This window comes from Vibrio sp. 10N.222.49.C9, assembly GCF_041474985.1.
In the GTDB taxonomy this organism is placed as follows: Bacteria; Pseudomonadota; Gammaproteobacteria; order Enterobacterales; family Vibrionaceae; genus Vibrio; species Vibrio crassostreae_C.
On the sequence record NZ_JBFRVD010000026.1, the window covers coordinates 1 to 14,437 of the forward strand.

28 protein-coding genes and 1 pseudogene are annotated in these 14,437 nt (G+C 45.3%); all 29 read left to right on the forward strand.

All coding sequences use genetic code 11. The features are described 5' to 3' along the window. A pseudogene (gene tuf / locus AB4585_RS11905) lies at positions 1 to 183 on the forward strand (elongation factor Tu); the annotation flags it as partial. 446 nt (positions 184 to 629) lie between these two features. Then, positions 630 to 941 carry a 30S ribosomal protein S10 gene (gene rpsJ, locus AB4585_RS11910; protein WP_004736761.1) on the forward strand — a complete coding sequence of 104 codons (312 nt, stop codon included), beginning with the start codon at positions 630 to 632 and terminating at the stop codon, positions 939 to 941. 14 nt (positions 942 to 955) lie between these two features. Further along, the gene (gene rplC / locus AB4585_RS11915) at positions 956 to 1,585 is read left to right on the forward strand and encodes a 50S ribosomal protein L3 (RefSeq protein ID WP_004736763.1); all 630 of its coding nucleotides are present in this window, start codon (positions 956 to 958) and stop codon (positions 1,583 to 1,585) included. Positions 1,586 to 1,601: 16 nt separating this feature from the next. Next, positions 1,602 to 2,204, forward strand: coding sequence for a 50S ribosomal protein L4 (rplD, locus tag AB4585_RS11920; protein WP_372155810.1), 603 nt, complete (start codon positions 1,602 to 1,604; stop codon positions 2,202 to 2,204). Continuing rightward, on the forward strand, positions 2,201 to 2,503 hold the full coding sequence (rplW, locus tag AB4585_RS11925) for a 50S ribosomal protein L23 (protein WP_004736765.1): 303 nt from the start codon (positions 2,201 to 2,203) through the stop codon (positions 2,501 to 2,503). The genes rplD and rplW overlap by 4 nt, the downstream gene beginning before the upstream one ends. Positions 2,504 to 2,517: 14 nt before the next feature. Next, positions 2,518 to 3,342 carry a 50S ribosomal protein L2 gene (gene rplB / locus AB4585_RS11930; protein WP_010435149.1) on the forward strand — a complete coding sequence of 275 codons (825 nt, stop codon included), beginning with the start codon at positions 2,518 to 2,520 and terminating at the stop codon, positions 3,340 to 3,342. A gap of 19 nt (positions 3,343 to 3,361) precedes the next feature. After that, positions 3,362 to 3,640 carry a 30S ribosomal protein S19 gene (gene rpsS, locus AB4585_RS11935; protein ID WP_004736729.1) on the forward strand — a complete coding sequence of 93 codons (279 nt, stop codon included), beginning with the start codon at positions 3,362 to 3,364 and terminating at the stop codon, positions 3,638 to 3,640. A gap of 10 nt (positions 3,641 to 3,650) precedes the next feature. Continuing rightward, the gene (gene rplV / locus AB4585_RS11940) at positions 3,651 to 3,983 is read left to right on the forward strand and encodes a 50S ribosomal protein L22 (protein WP_004736732.1); all 333 of its coding nucleotides are present in this window, start codon (positions 3,651 to 3,653) and stop codon (positions 3,981 to 3,983) included. Positions 3,984 to 4,001: 18 nt separating this feature from the next. Further along, positions 4,002 to 4,700: a 30S ribosomal protein S3 gene (gene rpsC / locus AB4585_RS11945; RefSeq protein ID WP_004736734.1), complete on the forward strand. Its 699-nt coding sequence runs from the start codon at positions 4,002 to 4,004 to the stop codon at positions 4,698 to 4,700. Between the two features lie 11 nt (positions 4,701 to 4,711). Further along, a complete protein-coding gene (rplP, locus tag AB4585_RS11950) occupies positions 4,712 to 5,122 on the forward strand; it encodes a 50S ribosomal protein L16 (RefSeq protein ID WP_004736736.1) in 411 nt (136 codons plus the stop codon). Beyond that, positions 5,122 to 5,313 (forward strand): 50S ribosomal protein L29, encoded by a 192-nt coding sequence (gene rpmC / locus AB4585_RS11955; protein WP_004736737.1) that lies wholly within the window; start codon positions 5,122 to 5,124, stop codon positions 5,311 to 5,313. Before rplP ends, rpmC begins: the two co-directional genes overlap by 1 nt. After that, positions 5,313 to 5,567 (forward strand): 30S ribosomal protein S17, encoded by a 255-nt coding sequence (gene rpsQ, locus AB4585_RS11960; protein WP_004736739.1) that lies wholly within the window; start codon positions 5,313 to 5,315, stop codon positions 5,565 to 5,567. Before rpmC ends, rpsQ begins: the two co-directional genes overlap by 1 nt. Before the next feature lie 162 nt (positions 5,568 to 5,729). Further along, positions 5,730 to 6,101, forward strand: a complete 372-nt coding sequence (gene rplN, locus AB4585_RS11965; RefSeq protein WP_004736740.1) for a 50S ribosomal protein L14 — start codon at positions 5,730 to 5,732, stop codon at positions 6,099 to 6,101. Positions 6,102 to 6,112: 11 nt separating this feature from the next. Continuing rightward, entirely contained in the window at positions 6,113 to 6,430 is a 318-nt protein-coding gene (gene rplX, locus AB4585_RS11970; protein ID WP_004738792.1) for a 50S ribosomal protein L24, read from the forward strand. Between the two features lie 24 nt (positions 6,431 to 6,454). Beyond that, positions 6,455 to 6,994, forward strand: coding sequence for a 50S ribosomal protein L5 (rplE, locus tag AB4585_RS11975; RefSeq protein WP_004738790.1), 540 nt, complete (start codon positions 6,455 to 6,457; stop codon positions 6,992 to 6,994). Positions 6,995 to 7,010: 16 nt separating this feature from the next. Next, positions 7,011 to 7,316, forward strand: coding sequence for a 30S ribosomal protein S14 (gene rpsN, locus AB4585_RS11980; protein ID WP_004738789.1), 306 nt, complete (start codon positions 7,011 to 7,013; stop codon positions 7,314 to 7,316). 29 nt (positions 7,317 to 7,345) lie between these two features. Continuing rightward, positions 7,346 to 7,738 (forward strand): 30S ribosomal protein S8, encoded by a 393-nt coding sequence (gene rpsH / locus AB4585_RS11985; RefSeq protein WP_017061309.1) that lies wholly within the window; start codon positions 7,346 to 7,348, stop codon positions 7,736 to 7,738. A gap of 10 nt (positions 7,739 to 7,748) precedes the next feature. Continuing rightward, positions 7,749 to 8,282 carry a 50S ribosomal protein L6 gene (gene rplF / locus AB4585_RS11990; protein ID WP_017063712.1) on the forward strand — a complete coding sequence of 178 codons (534 nt, stop codon included), beginning with the start codon at positions 7,749 to 7,751 and terminating at the stop codon, positions 8,280 to 8,282. A gap of 9 nt (positions 8,283 to 8,291) precedes the next feature. Continuing rightward, positions 8,292 to 8,645, forward strand: a complete 354-nt coding sequence (rplR, locus tag AB4585_RS11995; protein WP_004738784.1) for a 50S ribosomal protein L18 — start codon at positions 8,292 to 8,294, stop codon at positions 8,643 to 8,645. A gap of 14 nt (positions 8,646 to 8,659) precedes the next feature. Next, positions 8,660 to 9,160: a 30S ribosomal protein S5 gene (gene rpsE, locus AB4585_RS12000; protein WP_017061307.1), complete on the forward strand. Its 501-nt coding sequence runs from the start codon at positions 8,660 to 8,662 to the stop codon at positions 9,158 to 9,160. 7 nt (positions 9,161 to 9,167) lie between these two features. After that, complete coding sequence (gene rpmD / locus AB4585_RS12005) at positions 9,168 to 9,344, forward strand: 50S ribosomal protein L30 (protein WP_004736756.1); 177 nt, start codon at positions 9,168 to 9,170, stop codon at positions 9,342 to 9,344. A gap of 5 nt (positions 9,345 to 9,349) precedes the next feature. Next, positions 9,350 to 9,784 carry a 50S ribosomal protein L15 gene (gene rplO / locus AB4585_RS12010; protein WP_004736758.1) on the forward strand — a complete coding sequence of 145 codons (435 nt, stop codon included), beginning with the start codon at positions 9,350 to 9,352 and terminating at the stop codon, positions 9,782 to 9,784. Positions 9,785 to 9,804: 20 nt separating this feature from the next. Further along, positions 9,805 to 11,139: a preprotein translocase subunit SecY gene (secY, locus tag AB4585_RS12015; RefSeq protein ID WP_004738781.1), complete on the forward strand. Its 1,335-nt coding sequence runs from the start codon at positions 9,805 to 9,807 to the stop codon at positions 11,137 to 11,139. Positions 11,140 to 11,180: 41 nt separating this feature from the next. Further along, on the forward strand, positions 11,181 to 11,294 hold the full coding sequence (gene rpmJ / locus AB4585_RS12020; protein WP_000868186.1) for a 50S ribosomal protein L36: 114 nt from the start codon (positions 11,181 to 11,183) through the stop codon (positions 11,292 to 11,294). A gap of 148 nt (positions 11,295 to 11,442) precedes the next feature. Beyond that, positions 11,443 to 11,799, forward strand: a complete 357-nt coding sequence (gene rpsM / locus AB4585_RS12025; protein WP_004738779.1) for a 30S ribosomal protein S13 — start codon at positions 11,443 to 11,445, stop codon at positions 11,797 to 11,799. A gap of 19 nt (positions 11,800 to 11,818) precedes the next feature. Continuing rightward, on the forward strand, positions 11,819 to 12,208 hold the full coding sequence (gene rpsK / locus AB4585_RS12030; protein ID WP_004738778.1) for a 30S ribosomal protein S11: 390 nt from the start codon (positions 11,819 to 11,821) through the stop codon (positions 12,206 to 12,208). Between the two features lie 31 nt (positions 12,209 to 12,239). Then, positions 12,240 to 12,860, forward strand: coding sequence for a 30S ribosomal protein S4 (gene rpsD, locus AB4585_RS12035; protein WP_004738777.1), 621 nt, complete (start codon positions 12,240 to 12,242; stop codon positions 12,858 to 12,860). A 22-nt stretch (positions 12,861 to 12,882) separates the two neighbouring features. Continuing rightward, on the forward strand, positions 12,883 to 13,875 hold the full coding sequence (locus AB4585_RS12040) for a DNA-directed RNA polymerase subunit alpha (protein WP_004729813.1): 993 nt from the start codon (positions 12,883 to 12,885) through the stop codon (positions 13,873 to 13,875). 24 nt (positions 13,876 to 13,899) lie between these two features. Next, complete coding sequence (rplQ, locus tag AB4585_RS12045; RefSeq protein WP_004729812.1) at positions 13,900 to 14,280, forward strand: 50S ribosomal protein L17; 381 nt, start codon at positions 13,900 to 13,902, stop codon at positions 14,278 to 14,280. Positions 14,281 to 14,437: the final 157 nt, after the last annotated feature.

Sequence of the window (14,437 nt, forward strand, 5' to 3'; positions counted from 1 at the left end):
ACAACTGACGTAACAGGCGACATCACTCTACCAGAAGGCGTAGAAATGGTAATGCCAGGTGACAACGTTCAAATGACTGTTGAGCTAATCGCTCCAATCGCAATGGACGAAGGTCTACGTTTCGCAATCCGCGAAGGTGGCCGTACAGTTGGTGCTGGTGTTGTAGCTAAAATCTTCGCTTAATAGCATTTAGATTTTTGCACTCTCTTCATTAGAAGAGCACGCATCTGAAAAGGGGAGCTTCGGCTTCCCTTTTGTTTTCTCAAAAGAAATATTACCTTCCATCTATCTTCTTCCCTCTCGATACAAAACCAACTTCCAATAAATTGCGATTATTTTTCCAACACTACTTGCATACTAAAGTGTGATCTGTATAATGCATCGCACTGGCTAACGCTGGTTGTGAACCAATGAGCACTGAGGAGTAGGTCTTACCTAGTAATGTATACTCAGCTTATGTTCGCGGTTAATAAAAATAGTAAACTTCTTGTTTACTTCAAAAGTTAACTGACAATGCGTCCTAATTTTGGGTGCTACGGTTTCACATAAATCAATCGGCATTCTCTCGTTTTATCGGGTTTGAGTGGCGATATTGTTTGTGTAATTTTTAATAATTGGAGCTCTGTCTCATGCAGAACCAACGTATTCGTATCCGCCTTAAAGCGTTTGATTACAAGCTAATCGATGCTTCAACTGCGGAAATCGTTGAAACAGCAAAACGTACTGGCGCACAGGTTCGTGGTCCTATTCCACTTCCTACTCGTAAAGAGCGTTTCACTGTTCTTACCTCTCCACACGTCAACAAAGATGCACGTGATCAGTACGAAATCCGTACTCACAAGCGTTTGATCGACATCGTTGAGCCAACAGATAAAACTGTTGATGCTCTAATGCGTCTTGATCTTGCAGCTGGCGTTGATGTTCAAATCAGCCTAGGTTAAGGGAGATAAGAATAATGATTGGTCTAGTCGGACGTAAAGTGGGTATGACCCGCGTATTTACTGAAGAAGGCGTTTCTATCCCAGTAACTGTTGTTGAGGTTGAAGCGAACCGTATTTCTCAAGTTAAAACTCTTGAGACAGACGGCTACGCAGCAATCCAAGTAACTACTGGTGCTAAGAAAGCTAACCGTGTAACTAAACCTGAAGCTGGTCACTTCGCGAAAGCGGGTGTAGAAGCAGGTCGCGGTCTTTGGGAATTCCGTTTAGAAAACGGCGAAGAGTTTGAAGTTGGCGCTGAGCTAAACGTAGAACTTTTCAACGAAATTAAAAAAGTAGACGTTACTGGTACATCTAAAGGTAAAGGCTTCCAAGGCGCTATCAAGCGTTGGAACTTCTCTACTCAAGATATGACTCACGGTAACTCTTTGTCTCACCGCGCACCGGGTTCAATTGGCCAATGTCAAACTCCAGGCCGCGTGTTTAAAGGCAAGAAAATGGCAGGTCACATGGGTGCTGAGCGTGTAACGACTCAAAACCTAGAGATCGTACGTGTTGACGCTGAGCGCAATCTACTCCTTATTAAAGGTGCAGTACCGGGCTCAACAGGCGGAAACGTGATCGTAAAACCTGCTGTTAAAGCATAACGTCTAGGAGTAAGTAATGGAATTGATGGTTAAAGGTGCTGATGCACTAACTGTTTCCGAGACTACTTTCGGACGTGACTTCAACGAAGCTCTTGTACACCAAGTAGTTGTTGCATATGCAGCAGGTGCTCGTCAAGGTACTCGTGCTCAAAAGACTCGTTCTGAAGTATCTGGCGGTGGCGCTAAGCCATGGCGTCAAAAAGGTACTGGCCGCGCACGTGCTGGTACAATTCGTAGCCCAATCTGGCGTACAGGTGGTGTTACTTTTGCTGCGAAACCACAAGATCACAGCCAAAAAGTAAACAAAAAAATGTACCGCGGTGCTATGAAGAGCATTCTTTCTGAGCTAGTTCGTCAAGAGCGTTTAATCGTTGTTGATAACTTCTCTGTAGAAGCACCAAAAACAAAAGAACTTGTAGTTAAGCTTAAAGAGCTTGAGCTAAGCGACGTTCTGATTGTGACTGGCGAAGTAGATGAAAATCTATTCTTAGCTGCTCGTAACCTATACAAAGTAGATGCACGTGATGTTGCTGGTGTTGATCCAGTATCACTAATCGCTTTCGACAAGGTTCTAATGACTGCTGACGCAGTTAAGCAAGTTGAGGAGATGCTAGCATGATCACTGAAGAGCGTATCTTAAAAGTTCTACGTGCTCCGCACATCTCTGAAAAAGCAACTATGGCAGCTGAGAAAGCGAACACTATCGTTTTCAAAGTAGCTAAAGATGCAACTAAGAAAGAGATCAAAGCAGCTGTAGAAAAGCTATTTGAAGTTGAAGTTAAGTCTGTAAATACTCTTGTATTAAAGGGTAAGACCAAACGTCAAGGTATGCGTGAAGGCCGTCGTTCAGACGTTAAGAAAGCCTACGTTACTTTGAAAGAAGGTCAAGATCTTGACTTCGTTGGCGGCGCGGAATAACAGGAGTAGTAAAAATGGCTATTGTTAAATGTAAGCCGACTTCCCCTGGTCGTCGTCACGTCGTTAAAGTTGTTAACGCTGACCTACACAAGGGTAAGCCATACGCACCACTTCTAGAGAAAAACTCTAAGAACGGTGGTCGTAACAACAACGGTCGTATTACAGTACGTCACATCGGTGGTGGTCATAAGCACCATTACCGTGTAATTGACTTCAAACGTACTAAAGATGGCATCCCAGCGAAAGTTGAGCGTCTAGAATACGATCCAAACCGTAGTGCTAACATCGCTCTAGTTCTGTACGCAGACGGTGAGCGTCGTTACATCATTGCACCTAAAGGTGTTAACGCAGGCGACCAGATTCAATCTGGCGTAGATGCTGCAATCAAAGCAGGTAACACTCTGCCGATGCGCAACATCCCAGTAGGTTCTACTGTACACTGTGTTGAACTTAAGCCTGGTAAAGGTGCTCAACTAGCTCGTTCGGCTGGTGCTTATGCTCAAATCATCGCTCGCGATGGTGCATACGTAACTATCCGTCTACGTTCTGGTGAGATGCGCAAAGTTCTTTCTGAAGGTCGTGCAACGATCGGTGAAGTTGGTAACTCTGAGCATATGCTACGTGAACTTGGTAAAGCTGGTGCTTCACGCTGGCGCGGCGTACGTCCAACCGTACGTGGTGTAGTAATGAACCCGGTGGATCACCCACATGGTGGTGGTGAAGGCCGCACATCTGGTGGTCGTCACCCAGTTTCTCCTTGGGGCGTTCCTACTAAGGGCTTCAAGACTCGTAAGAACAAGCGCACTGACAAGTACATCGTACGTCGTCGCACTAAATAATTTATAAAGAGGAATCGCCATGCCACGTTCTCTCAAGAAAGGTCCTTTTATTGACCTACACTTGCTGAAGAAGGTAGAGAAAGCGGTGGAAAGCGGAGACAAAAAGCCTATTAAGACTTGGTCCCGTCGCTCAATGATCATCCCAACAATGATTGGTTTGACCATCGCTGTCCATAATGGTCGTCAGCACGTTCCAGTTTTCGTTACCGAAGAAATGATCGGTCACAAACTGGGCGAATTTGCACCAACTCGTACTTATCGCGGTCATGCTGCAGATAAGAAAGCTAAGAAGAAATAAGGAGTAGATGATGGAAGCTTTAGCTAAACATAACTTTGCTCGTATTTCTCCACAGAAAGCTCGCTTAGTTGCAGACCAAATTCGCGGTAAGTCGGTAGACCAAGCTCTAGAAATTCTAACTTTCAGCAACAAAAAAGCTGCTGTATTAGTTAAGAAGGTTCTTGAGTCAGCTATCGCTAACGCGGAACATAACGAAGGTGCAGATATCGACGATCTAAATGTCGCTAAAATCTTCGTAGATGAGGGCCCTATCATGAAGCGTATTATGCCTCGTGCTAAAGGTCGTGCGGATCGTATCTTGAAGCGTTCAAGCCACATCACTATTGTTGTAGCAGATCGCTAAAGACTAGGAGAGTAAGCAATGGGTCAGAAAGTACATCCTAATGGTATTCGTCTTGGCATCGTTAAGCCTTGGAATGCTACATGGTTTGCTAATACCAACGAATTCGCTGACAACCTAGACGGCGACTTCAAGGTACGTCAGTTCCTTACAAAGGAACTACAAAAAGCATCATTATCTCGTATCGTTATCGAGCGTCCAGCTAAGAGCATCCGTGTGACTATTCACACTGCTCGCCCTGGCGTTGTTATCGGTAAGAAAGGTGAAGACGTAGAGAAGCTACGCGCAGCTGTAGCTAAAATCGCAGGTGTACCAGCGCAAATTAACATCGCTGAAGTACGTAAGCCTGAGCTAGATGGTCAGCTTGTAGCTGATAGCATCGCGTCTCAACTAGAGCGTCGTGTTATGTTCCGTCGTGCAATGAAGCGTGCGGTACAAAATGCTATGCGTCTAGGCGCTAAAGGCATCAAAGTACAAGTAGGCGGCCGTCTTGGCGGTGCTGAAATCGCACGTTCAGAGTGGTACCGTGAAGGCCGTGTGCCTCTACACACTCTACGTGCAGACATTGATTACGCAACTTCTTCGGCTCACACTCAATACGGTGTGATCGGCATTAAAGTTTGGATCTTCAAAGGTGAGATTCTAGGCGGTATGCCAGCTGCTAACGCAGTAGAGCCAAAAGGCGATAAGCCTAAGAAGCAGCGTAAAGGCCGTAAGTAAGGAGTCGAACGATGCTACAACCAAAACGTACTAAGTTCCGCAAGGTTATGACTGGTCGTAACCGTGGTCTAGCTAAAGGTACTGAAGTAAGCTTCGGCGAATTCGGTCTTAAAGCTGTTGGCCGTGGTCGTCTGACTGCACGTCAAATCGAAGCGGCACGTCGTGCTATGACACGTCACATTAAGCGTCAAGGTCAAATCTGGATCCGTGTTTTCCCAGACAAACCGATTACTGAAAAGCCTCTTGAAGTTCGTCAAGGTAAAGGTAAAGGTTCAGTTGCGTACTGGGTTGCTCAAATCCAACCAGGCAAAGTTATGTACGAGATGAATGGCGTACCTGAAGAGTTGGCACGTGAAGCGTTCCGCCTAGCGGCACGTAAACTGCCTGTTAAAACTACTTTTGTAACTAAGCAGGTGATGTGATGAAAGCACAAGATCTACGCGAAAAGAACGTTGAAGAGCTTAACGCTGAGCTATTGAATTTGCTACGTGAACAGTTCAACTTGCGCATGCAAGCTGCAACTGGTCAACTTCAGCAAACTCATACTCTAAAAGCTGTACGCCGTGACATCGCACGTGTGAAAACTGTTTTGACTGAAAAGGCAGGCGCATAATGAGCGAAACTAACCGCATCCAGCAAGGCCGTGTAGTAAGTGACAAGATGGACAAGTCTATCGTTGTTGCTATTGAACGTACTGTAAAACACCCGATTTACGGCAAGTTCATCAAACGCACGACTAAAGTACACGCACACGACGAAGACAACACTTGTGGCCTAGGCGACAAAGTTGAAATCGCTGAGTGTCGTCCTCTGTCTAAGACTAAGTCTTGGACATTGGTTAAAGTTCTAGAAAAAGCGAAGATTTAATCTTTGTAATTCTATAACTTATAAGCGGCTCCAAATTATTTTTTGGAGCCGCTTGTTTTTTGTCTACCCAATTTAAAAAAAGGGTGGTACAATTCGCGTCCCTTTTAAAGAGGCAGCCCGACCCGAGAGGGTCTAGTTTTAATATTTAGCGGAGCACTAACAATGATCCAGATGCAAAGTACACTTGACGCAGCAGATAACTCTGGCGCGCGCAAGGTAATGTGTATTAAGGTTCTGGGTGGCTCTCACCGCCGTTATGCACATATCGGTGACGTCATCAAGGTTACAGTGAAGGAAGCGATTCCTCGCGGTAAAGTAAAGAAAGGTGATGTTCTGAAGGCGGTAGTAGTGCGCACCCGTAAAGGCGTTCGTCGCCCAGACGGTTCTGTCATTCGCTTCGACAGTAATGCTTGTGTATTGTTAAATGACACTACTGAGCAACCAGTCGGCACACGTATCTTTGGTCCTGTGACTCGTGAACTTCGTAACGCGAAATTCATGAAGATTGTATCACTAGCACCTGAAGTTCTGTAAGGAGCGGCAATATGGCAGCTAAAATCCGTCGTAATGACGAAGTAATCATTCTTGCTGGTAAAGATAAAGGCAAGAAAGGTAAAGTAACTAAGGTTCTGACAACTGGTAAAGTTATCGTTGAAGGCATCAACCTTGTTAAGAAACACCAAAAGCCGGTTCCGGCTCTAGGTCAACAAGGTGGCATCGTTGAACAAGAAGCAGCTATTGATGCTTCTAACGTTGCTGTTTTTAACGCGGCTACTGGTAAAGCAGACCGTATCGGTTTCCGTATCGAAGATGGCAAGAAAGTTCGTTTCTTCAAATCTAACGGCGAAACTGTTTCTAACTAATTAGAAGTAATTTGGAGTTCTACTATGGCGAAACTGCATGATTACTACAAGTCGTCTGTAGTCGCTGAGCTTACCAAAGAGTTCAGCTACACAAGCGTCATGCAAGTCCCTAGGATTGAGAAAATCACCCTAAATATGGGCGTTGGTGAAGCAATCAACGATAAGAAACTGCTAGAAAACGCAGCAGCTGATATGGCAACGATCTCTGGTCAAAAGCCACTTATCACTAAAGCGCGTAAATCTGTAGCTGGTTTCAAAATTCGTGAAGGCTACCCAATTGGTTGTAAAGTAACCTTGCGTGGTGAGCGCATGTGGGAATTTTTAGAGCGTTTAATCTCTATCGCACTTCCACGTGTACGTGATTTCCGTGGTGTTAGCGCTAAGTCTTTTGACGGTCGCGGTAACTACAGCATGGGCGTTCGCGAGCAAATCATCTTTCCGGAAATCGACTACGATAAAGTCGATCGTGTCCGCGGTCTTGATATCACTATCACGACTTCTGCGGGTTCCGATGAGGAAGGCCGAGCTCTGCTGGCTGCCTTTAACTTCCCATTCCGTAAGTAAGGGTAGGGTTACTGTTATGGCTAAACAATCAATGAAAGCACGTGAAGCTAAACGTGCAAAACTAGTAGCTAAGTTCGCTGAAAAGCGTTCTGCGCTAAAAGTTATCATTAGCGATGTAAACGCATCTGAAGAAGATCGTTGGAATGCGGTTCTTAAACTGCAATCTCTTCCACGTGATTCAAGTGCATCACGTCAGCGCAACCGTTGCAACCAAACTGGTCGTCCACACGGTTACCTACGTAAATTCGGTCTAAGCCGCATTAAGGTTCGTGAAGCTTGCATGAAAGGCGAGATTCCGGGTCTTCGTAAGGCTAGCTGGTAATTGCCACTTAATCATTTGGAGTAAATCTTATGAGCATGCAAGATCCGATTTCGGATATGCTGACCCGAGTTCGTAACGGTCAGGCAGCAAACAAAGTTGCTGTAAAAATGCCTTCTTCAAAGCTTAAAGTTGCAATTGCTGCATTACTTAAAGCTGAAGGTTACATCGTAGACTTCGCTGTTAACAGCGAAGCAAAACCTGAGCTAGAAGTTACTCTTAAGTACTTCCAAGCTAAACCTGTAATCGAGCAAATCAAGCGTGTATCACGTCCTGGTCTAAGAGTTTATAAAAATAAAGACTCTTTACCTACAGTGATGGGTGGTCTTGGTATTGCAGTTGTTTCTACTTCCAAGGGTCTGATGTCTGACCGTGCTGCTCGTAAAGCAGGTCTTGGCGGTGAAATCATCTGTTACGTAGCTTAAGGAGTAGATTATGTCTCGTGTTGCTAAAGCACCTGTCGCTATTCCAGCTGGCGTAGAGGTGAAACTAAACGGCCAAGAAGTTACTGTAAAAGGTAGCAAAGGTGAGCTTACTCGCGTTCTTAACAGCGCCGTAGTTATTGCACAGGAAGAAACCAACCTAACTTTCGGTCCGAAAGAAGGTGTTACTAACGCATGGGCACAAGCTGGTACAGCTCGCGCTCTAGTTAATAACATGGTTGTGGGTGTTACTGAGGGCTTCACTAAGAAGCTAACTCTTAAGGGTGTTGGTTACCGTGCTGCTATGAAAGGCAACTCTGTAGCTCTAACTCTTGGTTTTTCTCACCCAGTAGAGCACGCTCTACCTGAAGGTATTAAAGCTGAGTGCCCTAGCCAAACTGAGATCATCATTACTGGTTGCGATAAGCAAGTAGTAGGTCAAGTTGCGGCTGACATTCGTTCTTACCGTGCTCCTGAGCCTTACAAAGGCAAAGGTGTTCGTTACGCAGATGAAAATGTGCGTACTAAAGAAGCTAAGAAGAAGTAAGGTATCACTATGGATAAGAAAGCATCTCGCATCCGTCGTGCTACACGTGCACGTCGTAAGATTGCAGAACTTGGTGCAACTCGCCTGGTAGTACACCGTACTCCTCGCCATGTTTACGCACAAGTTATCGCGGCAAACGGCTCTGAGGTTATCGCAGCTGCTTCTACTGTAGAAAAAGCGATCCGTGAGCAAGTTAAGAACACTGGTAACGTTGATGCAGCTAAAGCAGTTGGTAAAGCTGTTGCTGAGCGCGCTCTTGAAAAAGGCGTAGCTTCAGTTGCATTTGATCGTTCTGGTTTCCAATACCACGGTCGAGTAGCGGCGCTAGCAGAATCTGCTCGCGAAGCTGGTCTGAAATTCTAAGGTAGGGTTGGAAGATGGCTAAAGAACAACAACAAGCTAATGATTTGCAAGAAAAGCTGATCGCAGTTAACCGTGTATCTAAGACGGTTAAAGGTGGTCGAATCATGAGCTTTACTGCACTAACAGTAGTTGGTGACGGTAACGGTCGCGTAGGTTTCGGTTACGGCAAAGCTCGTGAAGTACCTGCTGCGATTCAAAAAGCAATGGAAAAAGCGCGCCGTAACATGGTTACAGTATCGCTTAACGAAGGCACTCTTCACCACCCGGTGAAAGGTCGTCATTCGGGCTCTAAAGTTTACATGCAGCCAGCTGCAGAAGGTACAGGTGTTATTGCCGGCGGTGCAATGCGTGCTGTACTTGAAGTTGCGGGCGTACATAACGTACTTTCTAAAGCATACGGTTCAACGAACCCGATCAACATCGTTCGTGCAACGATTGGTGCTCTAGTAGACGTTAAGTCACCAGAAATGGTTGCTGCTAAACGTGGTCTAACTGTTGAATCTATTTCGGAGTAAGCACACGATGGCAACTATTAAAGTAACTCAAACTAAAAGCTCAATTGGTCGCCTACCTAAGCACAAAGCGTGTCTTAAAGGTCTAGGTCTTCGTCGCATCAACCATACAGTAGAACTTGAAGATACACCGTGCGTACGCGGTATGATCAACAAGGTTTACTACATGGTTAAGATTGAGGAGTAATCAGAATGCGTTTGAATACTCTATCACCGGCTGCTGGCTCTAAACCTTCTAAGAAGCGTGTAGGTCGTGGTATCGGTTCTGGCCTTGGTAAAACAGGTGGCCGCGGTCACAAAGGTCAAAAGTCACGTTCTGGCGGCTCTGTTCGTCCAGGTTTTGAAGGCGGTCAAATGCCTCTAAAACAACGTCTACCTAAATTCGGTTTCACTTCTCGTAAGAGCCTAGTGTCTGCTGAAGTTCGTCTAGCTGAGCTAGCGAAAGTAACAGGTGACGTAGTTGATCTTAACAGCCTTAAAGCTGCTAACGTTATCACTAAGAACATCGAGTTTGTTAAGATTGTTCTTTCTGGTGACCTAAGCAAAGCTGTGACTGTTAAAGGTCTACGCGTGACTAAAGGCGCTAAAGCTGCAATCGAAGCTGCAGGCGGTAAAATCGAGGAATAATCTCGAGGAACGAGGTACAGATGGCTAAGAAACCAGGACAAGATTTTCGTAGTGCTCAGAGCGGCTTAAGTGAACTAAAGTCGCGCTTATTATTCGTAATTGGTGCACTTTTAGTATTCCGAGCCGGCTCTTTTGTGCCGATCCCTGGTATTGACGCAGCTGTACTTGCCGATTTGTTCGATCAGCAAAAAGGTACCATCGTAGAAATGTTTAACATGTTCTCCGGTGGTGCTCTTGAGCGTGCATCTATATTAGCATTGGGTATCATGCCGTACATTTCGGCATCGATCGTAGTCCAATTGCTAACTGTAGTTCATCCAGCGTTAGCGGAACTCAAGAAAGAGGGTGAAGCAGGCCGTCGTAAGATAAGCCAATATACACGCTACGGCACGCTTGTACTTGCAACATTCCAAGCTATTGGTATCGCAACAGGCTTACCAAACATGGTCGACAATCTGGTTGTTATCAACCAAACCATGTTTACGCTTATTGCTACCGTGAGTTTAGTAACTGGTACCATGTTCTTAATGTGGTTAGGTGAACAAATCACTGAGCGAGGAATCGGTAATGGTATTTCCATTCTGATTTTTGCAGGTATTGTTGCTGGATTGCCTTCTGCAATCGGTCAAACAATCGAGCAAGCGCGTCAAGGTGAATTGCATGTGCTTCTTCTGCTGTTGATTGCTGTATTGTCTTTTGCTGTTATTTACTTCGTAGTTTTCATGGAACGTGGTCAACGTCGTATCGTCGTTAACTATGCGAAACGTCAACAAGGTCGTAAAGTTTTTGCAGCACAAAGCTCTCACTTGCCTCTTAAGATTAATATGGCAGGTGTTATTCCAGCGATTTTCGCATCAAGTATTATTTTGTTCCCAGGAACATTAGCGCAGTGGTTTGGTCAAAATGGTGAAAGCAGCGCGTTCGGTTGGTTAACTGACGTGTCATTAGCTCTTAGCCCAGGTCAACCTTTGTATGTAATGCTTTATGCAGCAGCTATAATCTTCTTCTGTTTCTTCTATACAGCGTTGGTGTTTAACCCACGTGAAACAGCTGATAACTTGAAGAAGTCTGGTGCATTCGTACCCGGTATCCGCCCAGGTGAGCAGACAGCGAAATATATCGATAAAGTGATGACTAGACTAACCCTTGCGGGCGCTCTATACATTACTTTTATATGTCTGATTCCTGAGTTCATGATGGTCGCGTGGAACGTTCGTTTCTACTTTGGCGGCACATCACTACTAATCGTAGTGGTAGTTATCATGGATTTCATGGCACAGGTACAGACTCATCTGATGTCACAACAGTATGATTCTGTGTTAAAGAAAGCGAATCTGAAGGGTTACGGCCGTTAATTCGGTGGTAACAATTTCGATTCCATTTACGGAGTTTAGCAATGAAAGTTCGTGCTTCCGTTAAAAAAATCTGCCGTAACTGTAAAGTTATCAAGCGTAACGGTGTCGTTCGCGTGATTTGCAGTGAGCCAAAGCATAAGCAACGCCAAGGCTAATTAGCAGAAATTTTTACTTGAAATACAAGGTAGAGTCGAGTATATTCCTCGGCCTACCTTTTGCGTGCAAAAGAAGTAGTATGCCGCAGCGTATCCATAACGGGCTTTGCTGCGGATAATTCTTTTATGAACCCCTTAGGAGTGAATAATGGCCCGTATAGCCGGCATTAACATTCCTGATCATAAGCATTCTGTAATTGCACTTACTGCAATCTACGGTATCGGTAAAACTCGCTCTCAAGCTATTCTAGCTGAAGTGGGTATTGCTGAAGATGCTAAGATCAGTGAACTAACTGAAGAGCAGATCGATCAACTGCGTGATGGTGTAGCTAAGTACACTGTAGAAGGTGATCTACGTCGTGAAGTATCGATGAACATCAAGCGTCTTATGGACCTTGGCTGTTACCGCGGTCTTCGTCATCGTCGCAGTCTACCACTACGTGGACAGCGTACTAAAACCAACGCTCGCACCCGTAAGGGTCCGCGCAAGCCGATCAAGAAATAGTCGGATAAGGTAGAGTACAATGGCAAAACAACCAACTCGCGCGCGTAAGCGCGTACGCAAGCAAGTAGCTGATGGCGTAGCGCACATTCATGCTTCTTTCAACAACACAATCGTAACTATCACTGACCGTCAAGGCAACGCTCTTGCATGGGCTACAGCAGGTGGTTCAGGTTTCCGTGGTTCTCGTAAATCTACTCCGTTCGCAGCACAAGTTGCAGCTGAGCGTTGTGGTGAAATGGCTAAAGAATATGGCCTAAAGAACTTGGAAGTTATGGTTAAGGGTCCAGGTCCAGGTCGCGAATCTACTGTTCGTGCACTGAACGCTGCTGGTTTCCGTATCACTAACATTGTTGATGCGACACCAATCCCTCATAACGGTTGTCGTCCACCTAAGAAACGTCGCGTTTAAGTTTCGTTTCTAGGAATATTGGAGAAAGATCATGGCAAGATATTTGGGTCCTAAGCTTAAGCTTAGCCGTCGCGAAGGTACTGACTTATTCCTTAAGTCTGGTGTCCGTGCGATCGATACCAAGTGTAAAATTGATAACGCACCAGGTGTACACGGCGCTCGTCGCGGTCGTCTATCTGAGTATGGCGTTCAGCTTCGTGAGAAGCAAAAAGTTCGTCGTATCTACGGCGTTCTAGAAAAACAATTCCGCAACTACTACAAAGAAGCTGCACGTCTTAAAGGCAACACAGGTGCAAACCTGCTTCAGCTTCTTGAAGGTCGTCTTGATAACGTAGTTTACCGTATGGGCTTTGGCGCCACTCGTGCTGAATCTCGTCAACTAGTTAGCCACAAGTCTATTCTAGTTAACGGTAAAGTTGTAAACGTTCCTTCTTTCAAAGTAGCGGCAAACGACGTTGTTTCTATCCGCGAGAAAGCTAAACAGCAATCTCGTATTAAAGCGGCTCTAGAAGTTGCTGAACAACGTGAAAAGCCAACTTGGATTGAAGTAGATGCTGGCAAAATGGAAGGTACATTCAAGCGTATGCCTGAGCGTTCTGACCTATCAGCTGACATCAATGAACACTTGATCGTCGAACTTTACTCTAAGTAAGGTTAAAAAAAGAGAGGACACAATGCAGGGTTCTGTAACAGAATTTCTTAAGCCGCGTCTTGTTGACATTGAACAGATCAATACGACACACGCGAAAGTAACTCTTGAGCCATTAGAGCGCGGTTTCGGCCACACTCTAGGTAATGCTCTTCGCCGCATTCTTCTATCTTCTATGCCGGGTTGTGCCGTAACAGAAGTTGAAATTGAAGGTGTGCTACACGAATACAGCACTAAAGAAGGCGTTCAGGAAGATATCCTGGAAATCCTTCTAAACCTTAAAGGTTTGGCTGTACGCGTTGCTGAAGGCAAAGATGAAGTGTTTATTACACTGAACAAATCAGGCTCAGGCCCTGTTGTTGCAGGTGACATCACCCACGATGGTGATGTAGAGATCGCTAACCCTGAGCACGTAATTTGTCACCTAACGGATGACAACGCTGAGATCGCTATGCGTATCAAAGTAGAACGTGGTCGTGGTTACGTTCCAGCTTCAGCTCGTATCCATACTGAAGAAGATGAGCGTCCTATCGGTCGTCTACTAGTTGACGCTACTTACAGCCCGGTTGATAAAATCGCTTACGCTGTAGAAGCGGCACGTGTAGAACAACGTACTGATTTAGACAAGCTTGTTATCGATATGGAAACGAACGGTACTCTAGAACCTGAGGAAGCAATCCGTCGTGCAGCTACTATTTTAGCTGAACAATTGGATGCGTTCGTAGATCTTCGTGATGTACGTGTACCTGAGGAGAAGGAAGAGAAGCCAGAATTCGATCCTATCCTACTACGTCCTGTAGACGATCTTGAACTAACAGTTCGCTCTGCTAACTGTTTGAAAGCAGAAGCGATTCACTACATCGGTGATCTTGTACAGCGCACTGAGGTTGAGCTACTTAAAACGCCAAACCTTGGTAAGAAATCTCTTACAGAGATTAAAGATGTGCTTGCTTCACGTGGTCTTTCTCTAGGCATGCGTCTAGAAAACTGGCCACCAGCGTCAATCGCTGAAGATTAATCGAAAAGTTAGAAGGATTAGGTCATGCGCCATCGTAAAAGTGGTCGTCAACTCAACCGCAACAGCAGTCATCGCAAAGCGATGTTCAGCAACATGGCTAGCTCTCTTGTTCGTCACGAAGTTATTAAAACTACCGTGCCTAAAGCAAAAGAACTACGTCGCGTAATTGAGCCATTGATTACCCTAGCTAAGACAGACAGTGTTGCTAACCGTCGTCTTGCATTTGCTCGCACTCGTGATAACGAAGTTGTGGCAAAACTATTTAATGAACTAGGCCCGCGTTTCGCGGCTCGCCAAGGTGGTTACACTCGCATTCTTAAATGTGGTTTCCGTACTGGTGATAAAGCTCCAATGGCTTACATTGAGCTTGTAGACCGCCCAGCTGCTGAAGAAGCTGCTGAGTAATCTATACTAGATTCTTAATACAAAAGCCGAGCATTAGCTCGGCTTTTTTGTGTCTGTAGAACAAGGAAAAGATAATAGAAATTGCACCATGATGTTTGGCACTTTTTGCTTGTCTTATCTGCTCCAATTTTCAAAAATGTCTCGTGTCTCGTGTCTC